This window comes from Paenibacillus sp. Y916 (genome assembly GCF_056786435.1).
Map to the genome: position 1 here is coordinate 1 of NZ_JBXCJA010000014.1, position 21,008 is coordinate 21,008.

Sequence of the window (21,008 nt, forward strand, 5' to 3'; positions counted from 1 at the left end):
CGGGGTGGAGCAGCCCGGTAGCTCGTCGGGCTCATAACCCGAAGGCCGCAGGTTCAAATCCTGCCCCCGCAACCAATTATATTTATGAGGAACCGTGGTGTAGTTGGTCTAACATGCCTGCCTGTCACGCAGGAGATCGCGGGTTCGAATCCCGTCGGTTCCGCCATTATAATTAATCAATGCTTACAAAATATGGGACATTAGCTCAGCTGGTAGAGCACCTGACTCTTAATCAGGGTGTCGAAGGTTCAAGCCCTTCATGTCCCACCATATACTTGCCTATGTGCGCGTGTGGCGGAATTGGCAGACGCACTAGACTTAGGATCTAGCGTCTCACGACGTGGGGGTTCAAGTCCCTCCACGCGCACCATTTTTTTAAATTAGAAGTAGTAGGCAAGGAAATGTAACCCTTCAAAACATCGGGACGTAGCTCAGCTTGGCAGAGCACCTGGTTTGGGTCCAGGGGGTCGCATGTTCAAATCGTGTCGTCCCGATCTCTAATATTACGCGCGGGTGTAGTTCAATGGTAGAACTCCAGCCTTCCAAGCTGATAGCGTGGGTTCGATTCCCATCACCCGCTTATATTGTTTTAAAGCTTGAAACCCTTGTCGCGCAAGGGTTTTTTCTTTGCAAAGAATTCGATATATCGCTGCCTCTCCATAACATTTATGGGGCAGATCATGGGGAAAATCTCAATCTTTTATTAAGTGTTGTTTATACAGTTACTTTAACAATCATCTCGCAATAAACTCGTAAGTGTTATCTCCGATTCCGATTCCGATTACGAGGGAGCACAATCTCGATCTCTCGAATGAAACGAGTAGCTGCATCTCGAACTGAATTAGCGCCAGCAATGGCTGATATGACAGATACTCCATCTGCACCCGCATGAATAACCGATGCTGCATTGTCGATCGTGATTCCACCTATACCTACTAGAGGAATTTGAATTCCCTTTGCGCGTAGTTCTTCTATCAGGGAAGTTCCCTGAACATCCTTTGCATCATCTTTGGATTGTGTCGGGAAGATAGGACCTATACCCAAATAGTTGGCTCCATCACGTAACGCCTGTTGAGCTTCTTCCAACGTGTGGGTAGATACACCGATTATCGCATCAGGACCTAACCTAGCGCGTATGGAGCCGGTAGGTTCATCATCCTGTCCGATATGGACTCCGTCTGCACCAATAGCAATGGCTAGCGAGATGTCGTCGTTGACGATGAAAGGGATATGGTGTTGCCTGCAGAGCTTCTGAAGTCTTGTTGCCAACTCAAGTTTAGCTTGACCCGTGAGGGCACCAGGACCTTTTTCACGAAATTGAAATAAAGTAATTCCGCCTGCAATAGCCTCTGATAATATGTCCACAGGGTTCTTTGGACAATTGATACTCCCCATAATGAAGTAGAGCTTAAGAGATCCGCGAATGGTATCCGAAGGATTAGTTAACATGATCTTCACCTCGCAGTCTTCTCTGATATGCAAAATGATTCGTCGGACCTTGTCCCGCACCAATGCCTAATTGATCTTCGATGGCCGCTTGGATAAAGGTTTTGGCTATTTGTGTAGCTTCAAGCACGGATGTTCCTTTGGCTAATTCTGCTGTAATGGCCGCTGAGTAGGTGCAACCTGTGCCATGAGTATGTCTCGTCTCAATTCTGATATTCTCCATATAAACGTAGTCCTGCCCATCATAGAGTAGATCTACAACTTGCTCTGTCGAAGCATCATGTCCACCTTTCATAATGACATAACGACTGCCCATCTGATGGATGACTTTGGCAGCTTCTTCCCGATCACTCAAGGTACGAATAGACATTTCGGTAAGTATTTCCGCTTCGGGGAGGTTAGGAGTCGTTATTTGAGCTAAGGGTAGTAAATATCGAATGATAGATTGAACTGCTTCTTGTTGCAAAAGAGGAGATCCTCCCTTAGCAACCATAACAGGATCTATGACCAAGTTATGCCAATGGTATTGCTGTACTTTATCTGCGACAATACGAATAATTTCCTCGCTAAACAACATCCCTGTTTTCACGGCGTTCGGCTGTAGATCGTTTCCGATCGCATCTAATTGCATCGTAAGAGCTTCAGAGCTCATAGGGAAGACCCCATGAACACCCAACGTATTCTGTGCTGTCACTGCTGTGATAGCAGACATTCCGTACACACCCAGTTCTTGAAATGTTTTCAGATCAGCCTGAATCCCAGCACCACCACCGCTGTCTGATCCAGCTATAGTTAAGGCTTTATATATGCTCATCTAGGATAACCCCTCTCGGTAGTCTAATTTGTAATTCGTTCTATGTGTAGATAGATGTCTATTGAAGCTTGTGGATTTTCGACCTTTGTTGGAAAGTTTCCGCAGACACCAATGCCAATTGGTTAAGGAATTCAATTTGAAAGCTTCCAGGACCAAGCGCTTCTGTCTTATTAGCAGCTAATTCTGCGGCTACTCCAAAGAAAGCAACGGCTTCGGTAATAGCTTCAATCGAATGTTGTTCACTTACAGCTAGAAAGGCAGCAATGACAGAGCCGAGTAAACATCCAGAGCCGGTGACTTTTGTCATGATAGGGTGACCATTACTAGCGAGGTATGTGGTTTGCCCATCTGTGATAACATCATCCGCTCCCGTAACCACAACGATACAACCTAGCTTATAAGCCGCCTTTTGTGACAGTTGAACCACGTTTCCTTCACCAGTTCCGGCATCCACACCTTTGATGGACCAACTCTCTCCAATCACATGGGCGACCTCAGCAACGTTTCCACGCAGTACAGTTAACTTTATTTCTTGGGAAACTCTTTGTGCAACAGCTGTACGATAGGAGGTAGCTCCAGCGCCAACAGGATCAAATACGATTGGAACATTATTTTCATTAGCTGATTTACCAGCCATGAGAATAGAGTCTACAATATGGGCATTGAGTGTACCCATATTTAGTAGGACAGCGTTAGCAATCTTCGCTACATCGCCAACTTCTTCATGAGCATCTGCCATAAAGGGAGAGGCGCCTAAGGCGAGTAGCCCGTTGGCTGTAAAATTGGTAACTACCGTGTTGGTAATATTGTGTACAAGTGGATTCTGTTGACGTACCCTTTGTAGAAATGTCATGATTAATTTCCTCCTTAAGATGAATTAGAAATTTATAAAGGCATCTTCCGCTTTTACAGTGTTAGGTAGCAGTTTATTTGTAATGAGCCATTGATTGACGTCGTCCCATGATTCAGGTGCTTGATATCCGAAGGCTTGTTCCTTTGCATCCATTAGTGGTAATAGAATCTGAAGACTCTTCGTTTCTATTTCTTTATCTAGCGGTGAAGTCTGATCTTCATGTTCAAAAAGTATGGATAGAGCTTCATCAGGATGCTGTTGTACATACTGTTGTCCTTGTCCAATGGCTGTCACGAACTTCGCGAGTAACTCTTGCTTGTCTTTCAAGCCCTGATCACTAGCGACAAGGACAAGCTCATAATAATCCGGAACACCATAATCCGTAGGATTCAAAGCGACTACAGCGTGACCTTGCTTAGCCAGTATTAGTTGTTCATGATTGATGAATCCACCCATAATAGCATCAACTCTGGCAGTGGAGATGGCTGGAATGAGATCATAACCTACATCGACCAAATGAACGTCTTCAGGATCGCCCCCATCATTTCGTATCATGGTATGTACCATAGCTTCATATAAAGGGATCGAAGAGTATCCAACGGTTAAACCAGCTAAGTCTTGGGGAGATTGAACCGTTCCAAGAGCAGGTAACATAAGATGATTCAAAGGATGTCTCACGATAGCAGCGATCGATTTAACAGGAATATTCTCACCGCGAGCCATAAGTACTTGTGGTTGATAACTTAGGGCTAGATCGACTTTTCCAGCAGCTACTAATTTCAAGGCATCATTGGTATCGGCAGGCATTTGGATATCTAGTTCTATCCCATTTTCCGCGAAATATCCATGTTCTTGTGCTGTATACAAGAAGGAATGAACGGCATTCGGATACCAATCGAGCATAATGCTCAGTTTTTGAGGCTTATTCTCTACGACTGCCGTTGGCTTGTCTGTTACTTGATTAGAGTTAGAAGTATTGCCACAAGCTGTCAGTGAAAAGAGTGCCATTGCCAGTAGAACAGGGATAATTCTTTTCATATTTATATTCATTGTCATTTCGATAAACCTCTCTTCTTTAGAAATTTGTTCTCTAATATTACGATTATCATAAATAAGGAAATCCCAAGTAAAGAAAGTAACAAGATGGACGCAAACATCTCATCTGTATGCATGTTGCTCGACATTCTTCGACTATAATAGCCTAGTCCCTTCGTACCCCCGAGCCATTCACCAATGGTAGCTCCAACGACACAATATACGATGGAGAGTTTCAGTCCCGAGAAGAAGGAAGGTAAGGCCATAGGCATCTCAATGGTGCGGAATAGTTCCCAGCGGTTGGCTCCCATCGTCATGAGTAACTCTGCATACTCGCGATCTCTCTTTTTTAGACCATCATAGGTGCTCACTACAATCGGGAAGAATGCAGTTAGGAAGACCACTGCTACTTTACTCCAAATCGTGTAACCGAACCACATAATGAAGATCGGTGAGAGTGCGATTAAGGGGATGGTCTGACTAATAATCAAGAACGGATAGAGTGCTTTCTCAAGTGGACGCGAAATATGCATACCTATAGCTAGAATAACGCCCCCACTAACAGATAATATAAAACCCAACATAACCTCCTTTAAAGTGGCGATTAAATGCCGACCGATCAATAGATGCCTATGTTCAAATAATGCCCGGGCAATCGAGGTCGGTGAGGGAATAATAAAGGAAGGTACCCAGCCTAAAGTGACAACCGATTCCCAAGTCAGCAGGAGTAGTGTTAAAAGAAGTACAAACCATCCATAATCGTGTGCCCAGCGTTTAAAAAGGCGTATTCTCATGTAATCGTCGCTCCAAGTCTTGCCTCAATTGTATAAAGTGAGGGTCATAGTTCATCTCGTAGTGCCTTGGTCTAGGTAAATTAACGGTCATTTCTTCTATACCTTGAGGACTGTCATGGGACATGAGGTAGATGCGATCACTTAATAGAATGGCTTCTTCCAAATCATGTGTAATGAAAAGGACAGTCTTATGTAGATCATCCCAAAGCTCTAGTAACCAACGATGCATCTCTCTTTTGGTCATTGCGTCAAGTGCACCAAAGGGCTCATCTAATAACATCAGATCTTGCCCTGTTACGAGTGTTCTGAGAAAAGCGACACGTTGTCGCATTCCACCTGATAATTCATCCGGATAGGCATGTTCATATTTCCCTAGACCGAAACGTTCTAGAGTGAACTGAATATCTGCTGTGATCTTCTCTTTATTGCGCTGATCCAGTTCGCGATGAAGTTTTCGATTAAGCTCCCATGGGAGTAAACAATTGTCTAGAACGGTTCTCCAAGGCAGGAGTAGGTCCTTCTGGGGCATGTAAGCCACTGTCCCTAGACGATTGGATGTTCTTGTGCCATGTATATATATTTCTCCGTCCATAGGCTCTAACAGTCCTGCAATCAGCTTAAACAGAGTGCTCTTCCCAGAACCACTAGCTCCTATGACAGAAATGAATTCACCCGCTTGAACATTCATAGACAGTTCCTGAATAATAGGGGATTCGTTCGTACTTGCAAAAGAGTAAGTTAAATTTTGTAATGATAATATCACGGTGATCACCTCGCTCATTGTAAATAAATAAAGACCCAACCATTTCCGAAAGGAAATGAGTGGGTCAAAAAGTTCATTCAGGCAAATAGGTGTGCAAATATATGCATGAGTTGAAGATTTCGTTCCACTTCCCTCCGCTGGTATAATCCAGATCAGGTTCCAAGGGTCCGGAACTTCGCGTTCCATCTCAGTCGTTAGACTCCCCTAGTGAAAAACAAGGTCTTATTTAATTGATAACCTATTTAATATAACACAATTTACAAATAAGTATAGACTCTATTACATTGTAAAGCTAATTTAGATTTTTGATGTGAAGATGTACGGAGCGGTTTATTGAATAAAAGAATAGAAAAATAATTATTTTATGTAAAATATAGTATTATTAAATTTATTATGGTATATTTTTTTACAGGACCAGTGATGAGAGATCTGGGCGCCATGGACAGCGTGTCCTCAACTTTGTAGAAATGAAAGTGAGGTGAAGGCTGTTTTTTGTTATGCGAATTAGCAAATAAGGAGGATGAAATCTGACATGAATGTATGGATGAAGAAAAAAGGAATATTATTATTAAGTTTTATGATTGCGCTTACATTTAGTTGGGATGGGGTATCTCAATCTAAATTGGCTGAAGCAGCTTCTACGGATTATAACTATGCTGAAGCTCTACAGAAATCAATATATTTCTATGAAACTCAACGCTCTGGTATTCTACCGGATAGTAATCGTGTGGAGTGGCGGGGAGATTCTGGGCTTCAGGATGGGGCAGATGTTGGTCAAGATTTAACTGGTGGTTGGTACGATGCAGGTGATCATGTGAAATTTGGTTTTCCAATGGCATATACGGCGTCAATGCTTGCTTGGTCTGTATATGAGTATCGGGAAGGCTACGAGCAAGCAGGGCAGCTTGAGGAAATATTGGATAACATTCGTTGGGCCACGGATTACTTCATGAAAGCCCACACTGCACCGAATGAATTATGGGGACAAGTTGGAAATGGCACGAGTGACCATAAATGGTGGGGACCAGCGGAGGTCATGGTGATGGAACGCCCAGCCTATAAGATTGATGCGACTCATCCAGGATCGGATTTAGCAGGAGAGACAGCCGCTGCCCTTGCATCTGCATCAATCATATTTAAGTAGAGTGATCCTATCTATGCAGCTGAATTGTTAAGACATGCCAAGGAACTGTACAATTTTGCAGATCAATACCGTGGCAAATACTCAGATACAATCACGGATGCGACACAGTACTATAACTCATGGAGCGGATATGCAGATGAGTTGAGCTGGGGTGGAATTTGGCTGTACTTAGCAACAGACGATGAGACCTATCTAGACAAAGCCATTGCCGCAAGTGATTTATGGGGAACGGATCAGCAGGGCAATTGGGATTATAAATGGACCCAGTCCTGGGATGATAAACATTATGGAGCACAGCTGTTGCTGGCTCGCATCACTGGAGAGCAGAAGTTCATTCAGTCTACTGAGAAGAATATGCAATTCTGGACGACAGGTGTGTCCGGTACGGGTGAACGGGTTACGTATACACCGGGTGGTCTGGCTCATTTGGATCAGTGGGGAGCACTCCGTTACTCCGCCAATCAGGTCTTCCTTGCATTTGTCTACTCCGATTGGGTTAGTGACCCAGTAAAGAAAGTGAATGCGCGATTATTCGGGGAATCACAAATACTCTACATGCTCGGTGATAATCCTCGCAATAGCAGTTATGTTATTGGTTATGGCAACAACTCACCGGAACATCCACATCATCGGACCTCACATGGATCTTGGGATGATAGCCAGACGATGCCTGTTAACCATAGACATACGTTATATGGTGCCCTTGTTGGTGGACCATCGAAGACAGACGCTTACACTGATTCGATTGGAGATTATGTTTCGAATGAAGTGGCAACGGATTATAATTCGGCTTTTACAGGTGCACTGGCGAAGATGGTTCTATTACATGGTCAAGGACAGGAGCCGGATTCAGAGTTCCCAACACCAGAAATACGAGAGGATGAAATGTTCGTTGAAGCTGGTGTGAATGCAAGCGGGAGTAATTTCATCGAAATCCGTGCATTGCTGAACAATCGTTCTGGTTGGCCTGCACGTTCTAGCAAAGCGATGTCATTCCATTATTTCGTTGATCTTAGTGAAGCATATGAAGCAGGTTATGATTCTGGGGATATTACGGTTACAGCTGGAGGGTACAATCAAGGTGCAACGGTATCTCCACTGAATGCCTTTGATGAGGCTAATCATATTTATTATACAACGGTAGACTTTACCGGAACCGAGATATATCCGGGAGGGCAATCAGCGTTTAAGAAGGAAGTTCAATTCCGAATAGCGGGACCACTTCATTCGAACTTCTGGAGTAATGCTAATGATTTCTCATTTCATGGTATTGCAGCTGGTGGTGTGCTTCCTGTGAAAAGTCCTAATATTCCAGTATATGATGCAGGTGTTCTGGTATACGGACAATTACCTTCTGGAGGGGGGGACCCAAGTGAACCGACGGTACCTTCGGCTCCACAGGGGGTCAAGGCAGTAGGGGGTAGCGAATCTATTAACTTATCATGGAAGGAAGTAAATAGTGCACAGGGGTATGTGATCAAGCGTTCAGAAGTAAGTGGAGGTCCCTTTACGATCGTAGGTAATGTGACGGGAACCCTATTCAATGATACTGGTTTGAATAATGGAACAACGTATTATTATGTCATCACCTCTGTGAATGTTGTTGGAGAAAGTGTGAACTCGTCACAGGTAAATGCGCAGCCAAGGGAGATAACAATGCCTGTGGAAGGGGATCTCAGGTTAGAGTATCGTACGAACGACACAAATGCGAGTGATAATCAGATCCGTCCACTATTTCGTATCACGAATAGCGGTAATGAGACCATATCACTAAGTGATATTAAGATTCGCTATTACTATACGATTGACGGAGATAGACCGCAACAATTTCACTGTGATTATGCTGCTGTTGGAAGTGGCAATGTAAGTGGAACTTTTGTTCAATTGGATAGTGCCACGGCGGGAGCTGATCATTACGTTGAAATATCGTTCGGCCCTGGAGCTGGAAGTTTGAGTCCAGGTGCAAGCAGTGGGGATATCCAGGTTCGTATCAATAAGAACGATTGGTCTAATTATAATGAAACGGACGATTACTCGTATGATTCGGCCAAAACCTCATATACAGATTCAGCGAAAGTACCAGCATACTTGAGTGGCAATTTAGTGTGGGGACTGGAGCCTTAATAGCTTAATGAGATTGTTAATATTTGTATAGAACGGCTATAGAGCAGCGATGTACTGTCCGGAAAGTTAACCGGGAAGTGGTCGTTGCTTTATTTGATAAATACCATGTGAATTAATCGTTTATTGAAATTCAAATGGACTAAAAAAAATATTTGTGATATATTAAGTATACAAAATAATTATTCCTATTACTTATATAATTTGTTTTATTTCATTTCGAAAGGATGATACCCCATGGTAAAGAAAATACATCCAAGCACACAAATTGGATATGTAAAATTGAAAATTAGTAATTTGAAACGTTCCTTAGTATTTTATACAGAGGTTATTGGCTTACGAGTTTTGAATTTGACAGAGAATACAGCTCAGTTGACAGTGGATGGTAAAGTACCGTTATTGATTCTAGAACAAATTGAGAATGCAGTCATCTTACCGGAAAGATCGGTTGCCGGATTGTATCACTTTGCCATTCTAATGCCTGATCGCATTTCATTAGGCCTATCGCTACGTAACTTGATGAAGCACAACATTCCGGTAGGTCAAGGAGATCATTTGGTCAGCGAAGCGTTGTATATTAGTGACCCAGATGGTAATGGTATCGAGATTTATGCGGATCGTCCAAGGGAAACATGGAAGAGAGATGCACAGGGGCAATATGTGATGACGACCGACCCAGTCGATTCGGAGGCTTTGCTTGCGATATCTGATGGTGAGATCTGGAATGGCTTAGCTGATGGAACGATAATTGGACATGTTCATTTCCATGTATCAGATCTGCAGAAAGCGGAGGAATTTTACTGTAATATACTAGGACTTGACGTTACCGCTCATTATGGTGAGATGGCATTATTCGTATCTGCAGGAGAGTATCATCATCATATTGGCTTAAATACGTGGGCAGGAGTGGGCGCACCATCTGCACCGGCTAATGCGGTCGGATTAGATTACTTCACCTGGGTTCTACCTAACCAGGAAGAGCTTGATACGGTCATTGTGGAATTAAAGAATGCGGGAATTAGTGTTACTTATAGGGATGGTGGTTGGTTCGTGAAAGATCCTTCCAATATTTCAATAAAGCTGGTGAGTCAAAGTTCAGAGTGAAATAACCATTAGAAATACAAAAAATCCGCAAGCATGATGCTTGCGGATTTTATAATGGCTATGTTGTGGTATAAATATATCAATAAATTCATGTAATATATTAGTTTTATAACCATATATAACAAAATGATTATTTCGGAACCATAAATTGTCTGTTAGTCTTAACTCAGATGTAAGCGGGGGTGCACATCCGTTTGTATCAAAAAATAAAATAGTAAAGGATGGTTGTCATGAAAAAAGTATTGAGTCTGGTCTTAGCGACAGGAGTATTGATCTCTCTAATGGGATTTCAACTGGAAGTAAAAGCAGCAACTCCAATTACTGTGAGCACGACGATTGTAGTTGCTGCTGGTGCAACATTTGACGGTAAAGGTCAGACTTATATTGCAAATGCAAGTACACTCGGAGATGGCAGCCAAGCTGAAAATCAAAAGCCAATATTCAGATTAGGAGCGGGTTCCACACTGAAGAATGTGATCATTGGTGCTCCGGGGGCAGATGGTGTACATTGTTATGGCAACGCTACCATTTCGAATGTAACATGGCAGGATGTTGGTGAGGATGCATTAACCCTCAAATCTGCAGGTACAGTTAATATTACGGGTGGTGGAGCATATAAGGCATATGATAAAGTGTTTCAAATGAATGCTGCAGGTACCATTAATATTAAGAATTTTAAAGCTAACGATATTGGGAAACTAGTTCGACAAAATGGTGGCACTTCATACGCGGTTAACATGACACTTGTTGATTCAGATATTTCTAAAGTGAAGGATTCCATTTTTAGAACAGATAGCAGTACAAGCCAAGGAAAAATTACAAATACAAGGTATTCAGGTGTTCCTACACTTTTCAAGGGATTTGCTTCAGGGAAGACAAGTCAGTCTGGCAACACACAATATTAGTGTTATAAAGAAAAGGGTGCTGAAATATTTCAGCACCCTCTTTTCTAACAAGGAAATAAAAAAACTACTTAATTAAGTCCAATACCAGAAAAACCCATCGCGATCCCATGCTGCTTTTCCAGCATGTAATTTCTTGAAAGCTTTCTTTACATCCTTGGAGATGGACTGGTTGCCATTATCATTAACATAAATAAAATGTTCTCCAAAGTGTTCGGTAATATGGCTAACTGCCTCAGTTTGAACTAGTTTTCCAGAAGACCGAACTTCGGTATGCATCCATTCGGCAACTTGTTCTGCTGACCATTCCATTTCATCACTCCTTACTTTTTTAACTCACATTTAGTTTAATATTAACTGACAATGCTAGCTTGTACAATGAAAGATGCAGCTAATCCTACAATGTAGGAAAGCTGCATCTTTCATTGGTATTATATAATTATTAACTGTACCAGCCCCAGATGAAGATGAACAGTGATCCGAAGATCGTAACTAGACCAACAAATAATGCATAGGCAAGGTTGAGGTATAGCTCCTTCTTTGTACTGGCCAGTTCATTAATGTGCATAAATATGAACAGTTGCAAGGAAGCTTGTATCGTAGCCGTTACCGCTAGAATCCCCATTTTAGATGCAAATGGAATGTCCAGTAAGGCGGTTAGGGCAAGGGCAGAAAGGACGAGGGAAGATAGATAGCCCATTACATGGCGAATTGGAAATAGCTGTTTCATCATGTCACATCAGTCCTTTCAGGTAAACGAAACTAAAGATAAAGATCCACACTACGTCTAGGAAATGCCAGTAAAGAGAGAATATAAATGACTTGTTCGTCGTAGCCAATGTGAGGCCTTGTCTCTTCACTTGAATTAAGATGGCTATTCCCCATAGTAGACCAAAGCCAACGTGGGCTCCGTGGGTTCCTAATAACACGAATAGACTGGATACGAAGGCACTAGTTGATAAAGTAGCTCCTTCATGCACATAGGTGAAGAACTCCGCAATTTCAATCCCCAAGAAGGCTAGTCCCATCAGTAGGGTAAGACCCATAAAGACCATCATCGGTTTCTTTAAACCAAGTCGCATACTATGAATCGCAAGTCCAACGGTAAAGCTACTTGTGAGTAGCAAGAATGTTTCGATCAGAACGCCTGGTAGCTCGAATATTTCAGCTCCACTTGGTCCACTAGCATAACGATTCACCAAGACGAAATAGACGGTGAAAAGGGTGGAGAACAGCGCAATTTCTGCTCCTAGAAAGATCCAAAATCCGAAGATTTTATTGCTGTTTTCTTCTGACCCGTACTCAAGCGGTTCTGTGGCATCTATTTTCATAGCGTTTCACCCCGCAATTTCTTTTCTGTTTCCATAATTTCTTGGACGGATACGGTAAATCCATCATCCCTATCGAAAGACATGGAGGCTAGAACGATTAGAATTCCAATCCCCGAGACGATAGCTGGAATCCACCAACTGAATACGAGTGCGAATCCGAATATGAAGAAGACAGCACCAAGAATAACAGGTTTTCCAGTATTGCTTGGTAAATGAATCGGCTTAATTTCTTCATCAAAGATCGGTAAGTTATTGTGTTTAGCAGCCCATAACGCATCTCTTGTTTTAACATTTGGAGTAATGGCGAAGTTGTATGCAGGAATTGGGCTACTTGTTGCCCATTCCAGCGTACGCGCATCCCATGGATCTCCATTCGTTTCGCGAGGGCTGTAACGGATACTATAATAAATATTGTATACAAGAATGGCGAACCCGATAGCAAGACCCAAAGCACCAACGAATGATAGCATATTGAGTGCTCCGAAGCCTGATTCTGCCGAATACGTATACGTCCGACGCGTCATTCCTTTTAGTCCTAGGAAGAATAGTGGGAAGAATGTGACGTTGAAGGAAACGGCAATCCACCAGAATGCATGTTTCCCTAGACGATCATTCATCTTGAAGCCGAATACTTTAGGGAACCAATAATGGAAGCCCGCAATAACGGCAAAGACTGTACCAGGAATTAGAACGTAGTGAAAATGTGCTACTAAGAACATGGTGTTATGGTACTGATAATCGGCACTGGCCATAGCTAACATGACACCGGTAACTCCACCGATTGTAAAGATTGGTATAAAGGCTAGTGAATACAGCATCGGAGTCGTGAAGCTGATTTTACCTTTACGCATCGTGAAGAGCCAGTTAAAGATCTTGACTCCCGTAGGAACGGCAATCGCCATCGTGGTGATGGAGAAGAAACCGTTAATCATAGCACCTTGACCCATTGTATAGAAGTGGTGCGCCCATACTAGGAAGGACAAGAGTGAGATGACGACCATACTCACGACCATAGATGTATAGCCGTATAAGTTCTTCTTCGAGAACGTCGAGATAATTTCACTGTATATCCCGAAAGCAGGAAGAACAACAATGTATACTTCAGGGTGACCCCATACCCAGAATAGGTTAGCCCATAACATGTCCATTCCACCATTAGCCATGGTGAAGAATTGTGATCCGAAAAGTCGGTCGAACATCATCAGAGCAAGTGCAACAGTGAGTACTGGGAAAGCGAATGTAATGATTACACTCGTGATTAGGGAAGACCATGTGAACATTGGCATCCGCATAAGCTTCATGCCAGGTGCACGCATTTTGAGAATAGTCACAATAAAGTTAATCCCTGTTAATAATGTACCAATACCAGAGATCTGAAGTGCGAGAGAGTAATAGTTATTACCTACCGTAGGGCTGAATTCTATACTTGCCAATGGGAAGTAAGCTGTCCAACCTGCATCAGGTGATCCTCCGATAACAAACGAAAGATTCAATAGCATGGCTCCTGCGAAGAATAGCCAGAAGCTAATGGCATTCAATCGCGGGAATGCTACGTCTCTTGCACCGATCTGGAGTGGTACAACGACGTTCATAATTCCAATAACAAATGGCATAGCCATAAATAGAATCATAATCAAACCATGAGTTGTAAAGACCTCATTATAATGTTGTGAATCCAGAAATTTCATCTCTGGAGCGGCAGTCTGTAGCCGCATCATGATAGCATCGACTCCACCACGGAACAACATGATCAGTGCGGAGAGAATGTACATAACCCCGATTTTCTTGTGGTCTACAGTGGTTAGCCATTCACGCCACAGATAACCCCATTTCTTAAAGTAGGTCAGACCGATGATGATTGCAATTGTAGCAAGAACAATACTGGCCATTGCACCGTAAATTAACGGGTCACCGGTAACGAAAAATTCGTCCCATTTCATTAGGATTTGACTCCTTTCGGTTGATATAAATAAACATTAAATTTGGCTAAGGAGTCATGGTAGACTGCCTTAATGCCCTTCGTGACCTGTATGATCTGTGTGTTCGATATCTTGGTTGCTATCTTCAGCTGGAGATTTAGGTAACGGTTCATCTGGATCTATATTAGGAACAGCATCAAACTCGGTTTCTTCAGGACTAGAAGCAGGGTCTGGATGCACATGCTTGTTCTCTTGATGATCTGTATTTCCATTCTCCATATCGGCATGGTTCATATGATCCGCATGGCTACCTGGAGGTGGACTAAAGGTTAAGTGTGTATTGGAATACGTTTTACGTCCCAAATACGATGTAGACAATAAGCCCTTAAATTCAGTTTCATCTAATGTAGGAGCAGTTGCTTTTACTTCATCCACCCATTCCAGATAATCTGCTGGAGGCATGGCAAGTGTCTCAAATTCCATATGTGCAGAACCTTCACCACTGAAGTTCGTATTTCTACCTAAATAAGATCCTGGTACATCAGCGACTAAATTCAACGTATTGATCATGTCGCTCATCGCATATTTCTGTCCAGCCAACTGAGGTACCCAGAAGCTGGTAATAGGTCCGAATGTGTACAATCTTAATTCAATAGCACGATGTGTAGGGATATTCAAATAATTTACAGTTTCAATTCCTTCCTCAGGGTAACTGAAATGCCATTTCCAGTTGGATGAAGATGCATAGATAACCAAAGGTTCTTGATCCTCATAACCGACGGGGACTTTCTCCACCGCGCTTGTTGATTGCAATGTGACTACGGAGAGAACACCTACAATAATAATGGGAATAGTGATCCAAATAACTTCAAGCCATATATTCCCTTCCTCATGTGGAGGAATGTAGTCGTCTTTCGAGTTCTTTGCTCTATATTTCGTCAAGATAACGACGAATAGAACATATACAACAAGTAATACACCAAGCATCATGGCAATAGAGAAAATAATGGTGCTGGATAAGGTTCTGGCAGCCGGACCCTTGGGATCCAAGACGGCTACAGAGCTACATCCAGACATGAGCAAGACAAGGCTCATGAACAGAATAAATAATGATCCTCTTTTTTTCATGATGAACTCCTTCCTTTATAAACTACTATTCATTAATTGCAGATTAACTCGCTAAACACTATTGTAAGAATACTAACTGCACAAAGCAAAAGACATAAACTACTTTAATTGGTAAATTATTGACCAAATATGTCTAACTATCTAACAAAGTGTGATCAAAATGTTACAGCTAGTGAATGATATGACTTTAATCACTATAACGGCGCGATTCTTGGCGAGTTCATAGAATGTTCATTAGTTAGCAAAGTTACTCGGATTGTCACAATTTAAATGCTGGAAAATGTACTTTATTACCAAAAGAGTGTTTATTGATCTCTAAGCGATTACTTTTATTGAGTAGAGTTCCCAAACAGACAGGTAAAAACTTTGTTATAATAAACCAATATCTATTAATGATTTCAGATGGGCCTTATATTGGTGTAAGGTACGACAAGTGGAGGTGCAAATATGCTCATATGTATGTCTTTTTTGAAAAAATATCGAATATCCGCATCCGCTGCCTTATTGATGATGTTAATTGAGCTCTCGGTTGAACTCATGCAACCTTTTATTATTTCTAAAATGATTGATGATGGAATCAGAAAAGGGGATCTCTCCGTAGTTTTGATGTGGGGAGGGGTCTTGGCAGGATTCGCTCTTGTTGCTCTAGGTTCAGGCATATTAAGCTCTTTCTTTGCTGCCCATACGAGCCAAGGATTTGCTTATGATCTGAGGGACAAGTTGTATGCAACAGTACAATCATTTAGTTTGTCAGTGTTTGATCGTTTTGCTTCATCGTCATTAATCACTCGCTTGACCAATGATGTTACACAGCTTCAGAACACTGTATTCATGGGACTCCGAATTATGATGCGAGCACCATTGCTTGTGATTGGTAGCGTAGTAATGGCATTTATTGTGTACGCGAAGTTGGCAATATTGTTAACGCTTACTGTTCCTTTCCTACTTATTTTCTTATTGTGGATGTTAAAGAAAGCTGGAACTTTATTTCAAACGGTTCAAGTTAAACTTGACGATGTGAATCGTGTCATTCAGGAAAATTTGATCGGTATGAGATTAATTAGGGTATTTGGACGTATGAGGTATGAATCGGAACGCTTTGCACGGACAAGCAAGGAATTGATGGAACGTACTATTTCGGTCTTGCGTCTGACGGAACTAACGATGCCCACTATTTTATTGATTATGAATGCTGTCATTCTAGCTGTACTATGGTTCGGACAGATTGAGATCTACACGGGGAATGCTACGATTGGAGAAGTCGTTGCTATCGTCAATTATTCGATGCGGACAGCGGGTGCTTTATCTGTCTTTTCTATGATTGTCGTTAATTTCTCAAGAGCGAAAGCCTCGGCGGGGCGGATTGCTGAAGTGCTTGAAACGAAGAGCGATCTTGTAGAAGAAAATAATGGTAAGAACACTAAGCGTGGTATCCAAGGAAGTGTGGTATTTAAATCTGTAACATTTCGGTATCCTGGAACGAAGTCACCTGTACTTCAAGACATATCATTCAAGGTAAATGCAGGAACTACCATTGCAATCATGGGGATGACGGGCTCTGGAAAGTCCTCATTAGTAGGCCTTATTCTTAGGCTATATGAGCGGGATGAAGGGGTAATTATGATCGACGGGAAGGATATACATTCGCTTGAAATCGAACATTTAAGGGATGCTATTGGTTATGTGCCGCAAGACATCATGCTCTTCTCGGGTACGATACATGATAATATTGCCTGGGGTAAGCCAAACGCAACAAAAGAAGAAATAGTGGAAGCTGCGAAGCTAGCCCAGATACATAATAGTATTATTAAATTTCCGTTAGGATACGACACGATGCTTGGACAAAAGGGGATCAATCTCTCAGGCGGACAGAAACAGCGGTTGACGATTGCGCGATCCTTGGTACGTAAACCAAAGATATTGTTGTTGGATGATAGTACTAGCGCGCTCGATGTACGAACAGAAGCTGCTCTACTTGGAGCCCTTAAGGACGTGTCATGTACGACATTTCTAATTACACAGAAGATTAGCTCAACACATCAGGCCGATTGTATTCTGTTGTTAGACAACGGGCAATTAATTGCGCAGGGAACCCACGAACAATTACTCGCAGATTGTATTCTTTATCAGGATATCTATGAATCACAAAACGAAAAAGGAGGTGTACGTCATGTGGAAGGAGTTAAGTGAACCATTCCGTTATGCTAGACCACTGGCGAATCCCAAGCCCAAAGGGTCTGGAGCCTCCGATTCTGGAAAGCGTATCAAACCGAAAGCAAAGGACTTGTCGGGGACATTTAAAAGATTATGGACCTACTTGTCGCAACGTAAAGGTAGACTTGTACTCGTACTAGCTATGGTATTTCTCAGTTCTGGCTTGGCGTTACTAGGACCGTTTATGATCGGAACCGCTATTGACACATTCATTGAACGACCTGCGGATACGGCTTGGTTGTACTTCCTTGTCGCTCTGGGTATCATTTATCTGCTACATTCGCTCACGCTCTGGCTTCAGAATATTTGGATGATACGTATTGCACAAGAAACGGTATATCGGATGAGACTAGATCTTTTTCGTCATTTACACCGTCTATCAATACCGTTCTTTAGTAAGCGGCAACATGGAGAATTGATGAGTCGATTTACCAATGATATCGATAATGTCAGCTCCACACTGAATAGTTCAGTCATTCAAATCTTCTCAAGTATACTGACATTAGTAGGAACGATTATTGTTATGTTATACCTAAGCCCATTGTTGACATTGCTGACATTCTTGGTCGTACCATTAATGGCACTCGGGATGCGTGCTATTACACGGCGAACAGGCCCATTATTCAAGGAACAACAACGGAATTTAGGGGAATTGAATGGATATGTTGAGGAGACGCTTTCTGGTCAACGTATTATTAAAGCCTTCTCCCAGGAACAAAGGGTTATGATTCAAATGAGTCAACATAATGAGAAGATCAGACAATCGGGATTCTGGGCGCAGACGATATCAGGATTTATTCCGAAACTAATGAATAGTCTCAACAATTTAAGTTTTGCACTGATTGCCGGAGTGGGTGGAATACTTGCCATACGGGGAGAGATATCGATTGGTGTGATCATCATATTCGTTGAGTACGCTAGGCAATTCACAAGACCGCTGAATGATTTGGCGAATCAATGGAACACAATGCTGTCAGCGATTGCTGGGGCAGAGCGCGTGTTCGAGATACTTGACGAGGAAGATGAAGAACAAGACGAGGCAAAAGGAATACTATTAGATGAAGTGAAAGGTGCCGTTAGCTTTTCTAATGTATCATTTGCTTATGATGAAGGAATGGCTACGTTGAGAGACGTGAGCTTTGAAGCTTCACCAGGCGAGATGATTGCATTGGTTGGGCCGACAGGAGCGGGCAAGACATCGCTCATTCAGTTACTTGCTAGATTCTATGAGATAGATTATGGGGAAATTACAATAGACGGACATGATATTAGGACAATTCATCGTGAGAATTTGCGTTCTCATATGGCGTTTGTGCTACAGGATTCATTCCTATTCGAAGGGACGATTCGTGATAATATCCGTTATGGGAAGCTTACTGCAAGTGATGAGGAGGTTGAAGCGGCGGCAAGGTTAGCTAATGCACACTTCTTTATCGAGCGGATGAGTGATGGTTATGATAAGCTTCTTAAGCATGGGGGCGCTGGAATTAGTCAGGGCCAGAAACAATTGATTGCCATTGCAAGAGCAATGCTGGCGGATCCTTCGATTCTAATCTTGGATGAGGCAACCAGCAGTATAGATACAGTGACAGAGATTAAGATACAAGAAGGGCTACAACGATTAATGGAAGGGCGAACTAGCTTCGTTATCGCACATCGATTAAACACCATTCGTAAAGCGGATCAGATACTAGTACTGAAGGATGGACACCTTATCGAGCGTGGGACGCATGAAGAGTTACTCAAGAAAGATGGTTTTTACAATAGTTTATATTTGGCTTAAGTCACACATTGATCGTAAATTTCTAATGAATCCCTCTCGAAATATTCTCTTTACTATGCTATTATAATACTTTGATAACGTGTTAGTGTACTAAAGCGTTTGTGTGAAGTTATTAACTAATAGTATAGGTATAGGGGGAGCGTCATGAGAAAAATAATACAAATATCCGTCCTACTAGGGATGGTTATCATGATTGTGGCTGGATGTTCTGGGTCGAAGAATAGCAATGCATTGGTGGTCGGAATTGATGATAAATTTGCACCGATGGGCTTCAGAGACGAGAATAACGAGCTTACGGGGTTCGATATTGATTACGCAAAGGCAACGCTTGAGAAGATGGGTAAGGAAATTACATTCCAACCGATTGATTGGTCGTCGAAAGAATCTGAGCTTAATAGTGGTCGTATTGATCTGATATGGAACGGATATACGATTACTAATGAACGTAAGGAGAAAGTTCTGTTCACGAAGCCATATTTAGAGAATAGTCAGGTAGCGGTTGTGCTGGCGACATCGGACATTATGAGTCTTAATGACCTATCTGGTAAGAATATTGGACTTCAATCACTCTCATCAGCATCGGATGCTTTAAATGCAAATGCTGTGAAGGATAACATCAAGAGCGTGACTGAATTTCCAGATAATGTTCTGGCACTTAGCGATCTAAAGACAGGCCGGATAGATGCAGTGGTTATTGATGAAGTGGTAGCTAGATATTATATGGCTTTACAAGTCGGTACGTTTAAGTTACTTAATGAATCACTTGCTCCGGAACAATATGGTATCGGTGTGAAGAAGGGCAACGAACAATTACTGAAGGATCTACAAACTGCCTTAGATGAACTGAATGCCGATGGAACTTCGGCAGAAATTTCTGTGAAGTGGTTCGGTTCAGACAAAGTATTGAAATAAGAGAGTTGCCATAATACATGTAGAAAACCGGATAATTCTCATTCCGGTTTTCTTTACTTAGGAGACGAATGAGAAATGAGCTTGGATTATATAATAAGTATCACGAAACCTATGCTGGAGGGAGCGCAGACAACCCTCATTCTATTTATGCTCTCGATCGTACTGTCGATACCGCTAGGATTCATTATCACATTGATCGTCAGAAGCAGGATTAAGCCTGTCGTTTGGATTGCGAATAGTTTCGTTTATGTCGTGAGAGGAACACCGCTGTTACTGCAATTGTTATTTTTCTGTTACGGGCTTCCTACACTGCCAATCATTGGTGAATATCTGGTATTGGATCGATTAGTAGCAGCTTGTCTTGCATTTATACTAAATTATGCGGCTTATTTCGCAGAGATCTTCAGAGGAGGTCTTCTCTCGATAGATAAGGGACAGCACGAAGCATCACAAGTACTTGGTCTTAGCAAGTGGCAGACGATGACTAAGGTGATTGTACCTCAGATGTTCCGAGTTGCCCTACCATCGGTAGCCAACGAGTCCATTACACTTGTGAAAGATACGGCACTTCTATATGCGGTTGCGGTACCGGAATTGTTGTATTATGCCAAGACAGCAGTAAATAGGGATTTCTCGATTATGCCCTTTTTTGTAGCAGGAGTAATCTATTTATTAATGACATTAGCTTTGACACTATTGTTCAAGCTGATAGAGAAACGGTATAAATATGAATAAAAGGAATGTC

The 21,008-nt window shown here is 42.2% G+C and carries 17 protein-coding genes, 5 tRNA genes, 1 pseudogene and 1 riboswitch; of the genes and pseudogenes, 12 read left to right on the top strand and 11 right to left on the bottom strand.

Annotated features, from left to right (window positions below; all coding sequences use genetic code 11):
- The first annotated feature begins 88 nt into the window (after positions 1–88).
- From AC1TO9_RS21155 to AC1TO9_RS21175, 5 genes are all read left to right on the top strand, one after another.
- Positions 89–166 (top strand) — tRNA-Asp (locus tag AC1TO9_RS21155).
- A gap of 28 nt (positions 167–194) precedes the next feature.
- A tRNA-Lys gene (locus AC1TO9_RS21160) sits at positions 195–270 on the top strand.
- A gap of 15 nt (positions 271–285) precedes the next feature.
- A tRNA-Leu gene (locus AC1TO9_RS21165) sits at positions 286–370 on the top strand.
- A gap of 50 nt (positions 371–420) precedes the next feature.
- Positions 421–494, top strand: a tRNA-Pro gene (locus AC1TO9_RS21170).
- Between the two features lie 15 nt (positions 495–509).
- Positions 510–580, top strand: a tRNA-Gly gene (locus AC1TO9_RS21175).
- A 179-nt stretch (positions 581–759) separates the two neighbouring features.
- Here the strand turns inward: AC1TO9_RS21175 and thiE are convergent.
- The 6 genes from thiE to AC1TO9_RS21205 are packed head-to-tail and all read right to left on the bottom strand — an operon-like array spanning position 760 to position 5,723.
- Positions 760–1,449 (bottom strand): thiamine phosphate synthase, encoded by a 690-nt coding sequence (gene thiE / locus AC1TO9_RS21180; RefSeq protein WP_482060446.1) that lies wholly within the window; start codon positions 1,447–1,449, stop codon positions 760–762.
- Positions 1,439–2,260, bottom strand: a complete 822-nt coding sequence (gene thiD / locus AC1TO9_RS21185; RefSeq protein ID WP_482060447.1) for a bifunctional hydroxymethylpyrimidine kinase/phosphomethylpyrimidine kinase — start codon at positions 2,258–2,260, stop codon at positions 1,439–1,441. The genes thiE and thiD overlap by 11 nt, the downstream gene beginning before the upstream one ends.
- 58 nt (positions 2,261–2,318) lie before the next feature.
- Positions 2,319–3,113 (bottom strand): hydroxyethylthiazole kinase, encoded by a 795-nt coding sequence (gene thiM / locus AC1TO9_RS21190; protein ID WP_482060448.1) that lies wholly within the window; start codon positions 3,111–3,113, stop codon positions 2,319–2,321.
- A 24-nt stretch (positions 3,114–3,137) separates the two neighbouring features.
- The gene (locus tag AC1TO9_RS21195) at positions 3,138–4,151 is read right to left on the bottom strand and encodes an ABC transporter substrate-binding protein (protein WP_482060449.1); all 1,014 of its coding nucleotides are present in this window, start codon (positions 4,149–4,151) and stop codon (positions 3,138–3,140) included.
- Positions 4,152–4,165: 14 nt separating this feature from the next.
- Complete coding sequence (locus AC1TO9_RS21200; protein ID WP_482060450.1) at positions 4,166–4,942, bottom strand: ABC transporter permease; 777 nt, start codon at positions 4,940–4,942, stop codon at positions 4,166–4,168.
- Entirely contained in the window at positions 4,923–5,723 is an 801-nt protein-coding gene (locus AC1TO9_RS21205; protein ID WP_482060451.1) for an ABC transporter ATP-binding protein, read from the bottom strand. Before AC1TO9_RS21205 ends, AC1TO9_RS21200 begins: the two co-directional genes overlap by 20 nt.
- 94 nt (positions 5,724–5,817) lie before the next feature.
- Positions 5,818–5,921, bottom strand: a riboswitch (TPP riboswitch).
- A 316-nt stretch (positions 5,922–6,237) separates the two neighbouring features.
- On the opposite strand from AC1TO9_RS21205, the pseudogene AC1TO9_RS21210 reads away from it, so the two are divergent.
- From AC1TO9_RS21210 to AC1TO9_RS21220, 3 genes and pseudogenes are all read left to right on the top strand, one after another.
- Positions 6,238–8,973, top strand: a pseudogene (locus AC1TO9_RS21210) (glycoside hydrolase family 9 protein).
- Positions 8,974–9,207: 234 nt separating this feature from the next.
- Positions 9,208–10,074: a VOC family protein gene (locus tag AC1TO9_RS21215; protein WP_482060452.1), complete on the top strand. Its 867-nt coding sequence runs from the start codon at positions 9,208–9,210 to the stop codon at positions 10,072–10,074.
- Between the two features lie 230 nt (positions 10,075–10,304).
- Positions 10,305–10,979: a pectate lyase gene (locus AC1TO9_RS21220; RefSeq protein WP_482054443.1), complete on the top strand. Its 675-nt coding sequence runs from the start codon at positions 10,305–10,307 to the stop codon at positions 10,977–10,979.
- A 72-nt stretch (positions 10,980–11,051) separates the two neighbouring features.
- Here the strand turns inward: AC1TO9_RS21220 and AC1TO9_RS21225 are convergent, their stop codons facing one another.
- The 5 genes from AC1TO9_RS21225 to qoxA form a co-directional block, all read right to left on the bottom strand.
- Positions 11,052–11,288, bottom strand: coding sequence for a DUF6953 family protein (locus AC1TO9_RS21225; RefSeq protein WP_482054442.1), 237 nt, complete (start codon positions 11,286–11,288; stop codon positions 11,052–11,054).
- A 130-nt stretch (positions 11,289–11,418) separates the two neighbouring features.
- Positions 11,419–11,706 (bottom strand): cytochrome aa3 quinol oxidase subunit IV, encoded by a 288-nt coding sequence (gene qoxD, locus AC1TO9_RS21230; RefSeq protein ID WP_482054512.1) that lies wholly within the window; start codon positions 11,704–11,706, stop codon positions 11,419–11,421.
- Between the two features lie 4 nt (positions 11,707–11,710).
- Positions 11,711–12,307 carry a cytochrome aa3 quinol oxidase subunit III gene (gene qoxC / locus AC1TO9_RS21235; RefSeq protein WP_482060453.1) on the bottom strand — a complete coding sequence of 199 codons (597 nt, stop codon included), beginning with the start codon at positions 12,305–12,307 and terminating at the stop codon, positions 11,711–11,713.
- Positions 12,304–14,247: a cytochrome aa3 quinol oxidase subunit I gene (qoxB, locus tag AC1TO9_RS21240; RefSeq protein WP_482060454.1), complete on the bottom strand. Its 1,944-nt coding sequence runs from the start codon at positions 14,245–14,247 to the stop codon at positions 12,304–12,306. Before qoxB ends, qoxC begins: the two co-directional genes overlap by 4 nt.
- 69 nt (positions 14,248–14,316) lie before the next feature.
- Positions 14,317–15,354: a cytochrome aa3 quinol oxidase subunit II gene (qoxA, locus tag AC1TO9_RS21245; protein WP_482054439.1), complete on the bottom strand. Its 1,038-nt coding sequence runs from the start codon at positions 15,352–15,354 to the stop codon at positions 14,317–14,319.
- A gap of 447 nt (positions 15,355–15,801) precedes the next feature.
- On the opposite strand from qoxA, the gene AC1TO9_RS21250 reads away from it, so the two are divergent.
- From AC1TO9_RS21250 to AC1TO9_RS21265, 4 genes are all read left to right on the top strand, one after another.
- Positions 15,802–17,544: an ABC transporter ATP-binding protein gene (locus tag AC1TO9_RS21250; RefSeq protein ID WP_482054438.1), complete on the top strand. Its 1,743-nt coding sequence runs from the start codon at positions 15,802–15,804 to the stop codon at positions 17,542–17,544.
- Positions 17,525–19,351, top strand: coding sequence for an ABC transporter ATP-binding protein (locus tag AC1TO9_RS21255; protein WP_482060455.1), 1,827 nt, complete (start codon positions 17,525–17,527; stop codon positions 19,349–19,351). The genes AC1TO9_RS21250 and AC1TO9_RS21255 overlap by 20 nt, the downstream gene beginning before the upstream one ends.
- Positions 19,352–19,495: 144 nt before the next feature.
- Positions 19,496–20,263, top strand: a complete 768-nt coding sequence (locus AC1TO9_RS21260) for an amino acid ABC transporter substrate-binding protein (protein ID WP_482054436.1) — start codon at positions 19,496–19,498, stop codon at positions 20,261–20,263.
- A 75-nt stretch (positions 20,264–20,338) separates the two neighbouring features.
- Complete coding sequence (locus AC1TO9_RS21265; protein WP_482054435.1) at positions 20,339–20,998, top strand: amino acid ABC transporter permease; 660 nt, start codon at positions 20,339–20,341, stop codon at positions 20,996–20,998.
- Positions 20,999–21,008: the final 10 nt, after the last annotated feature.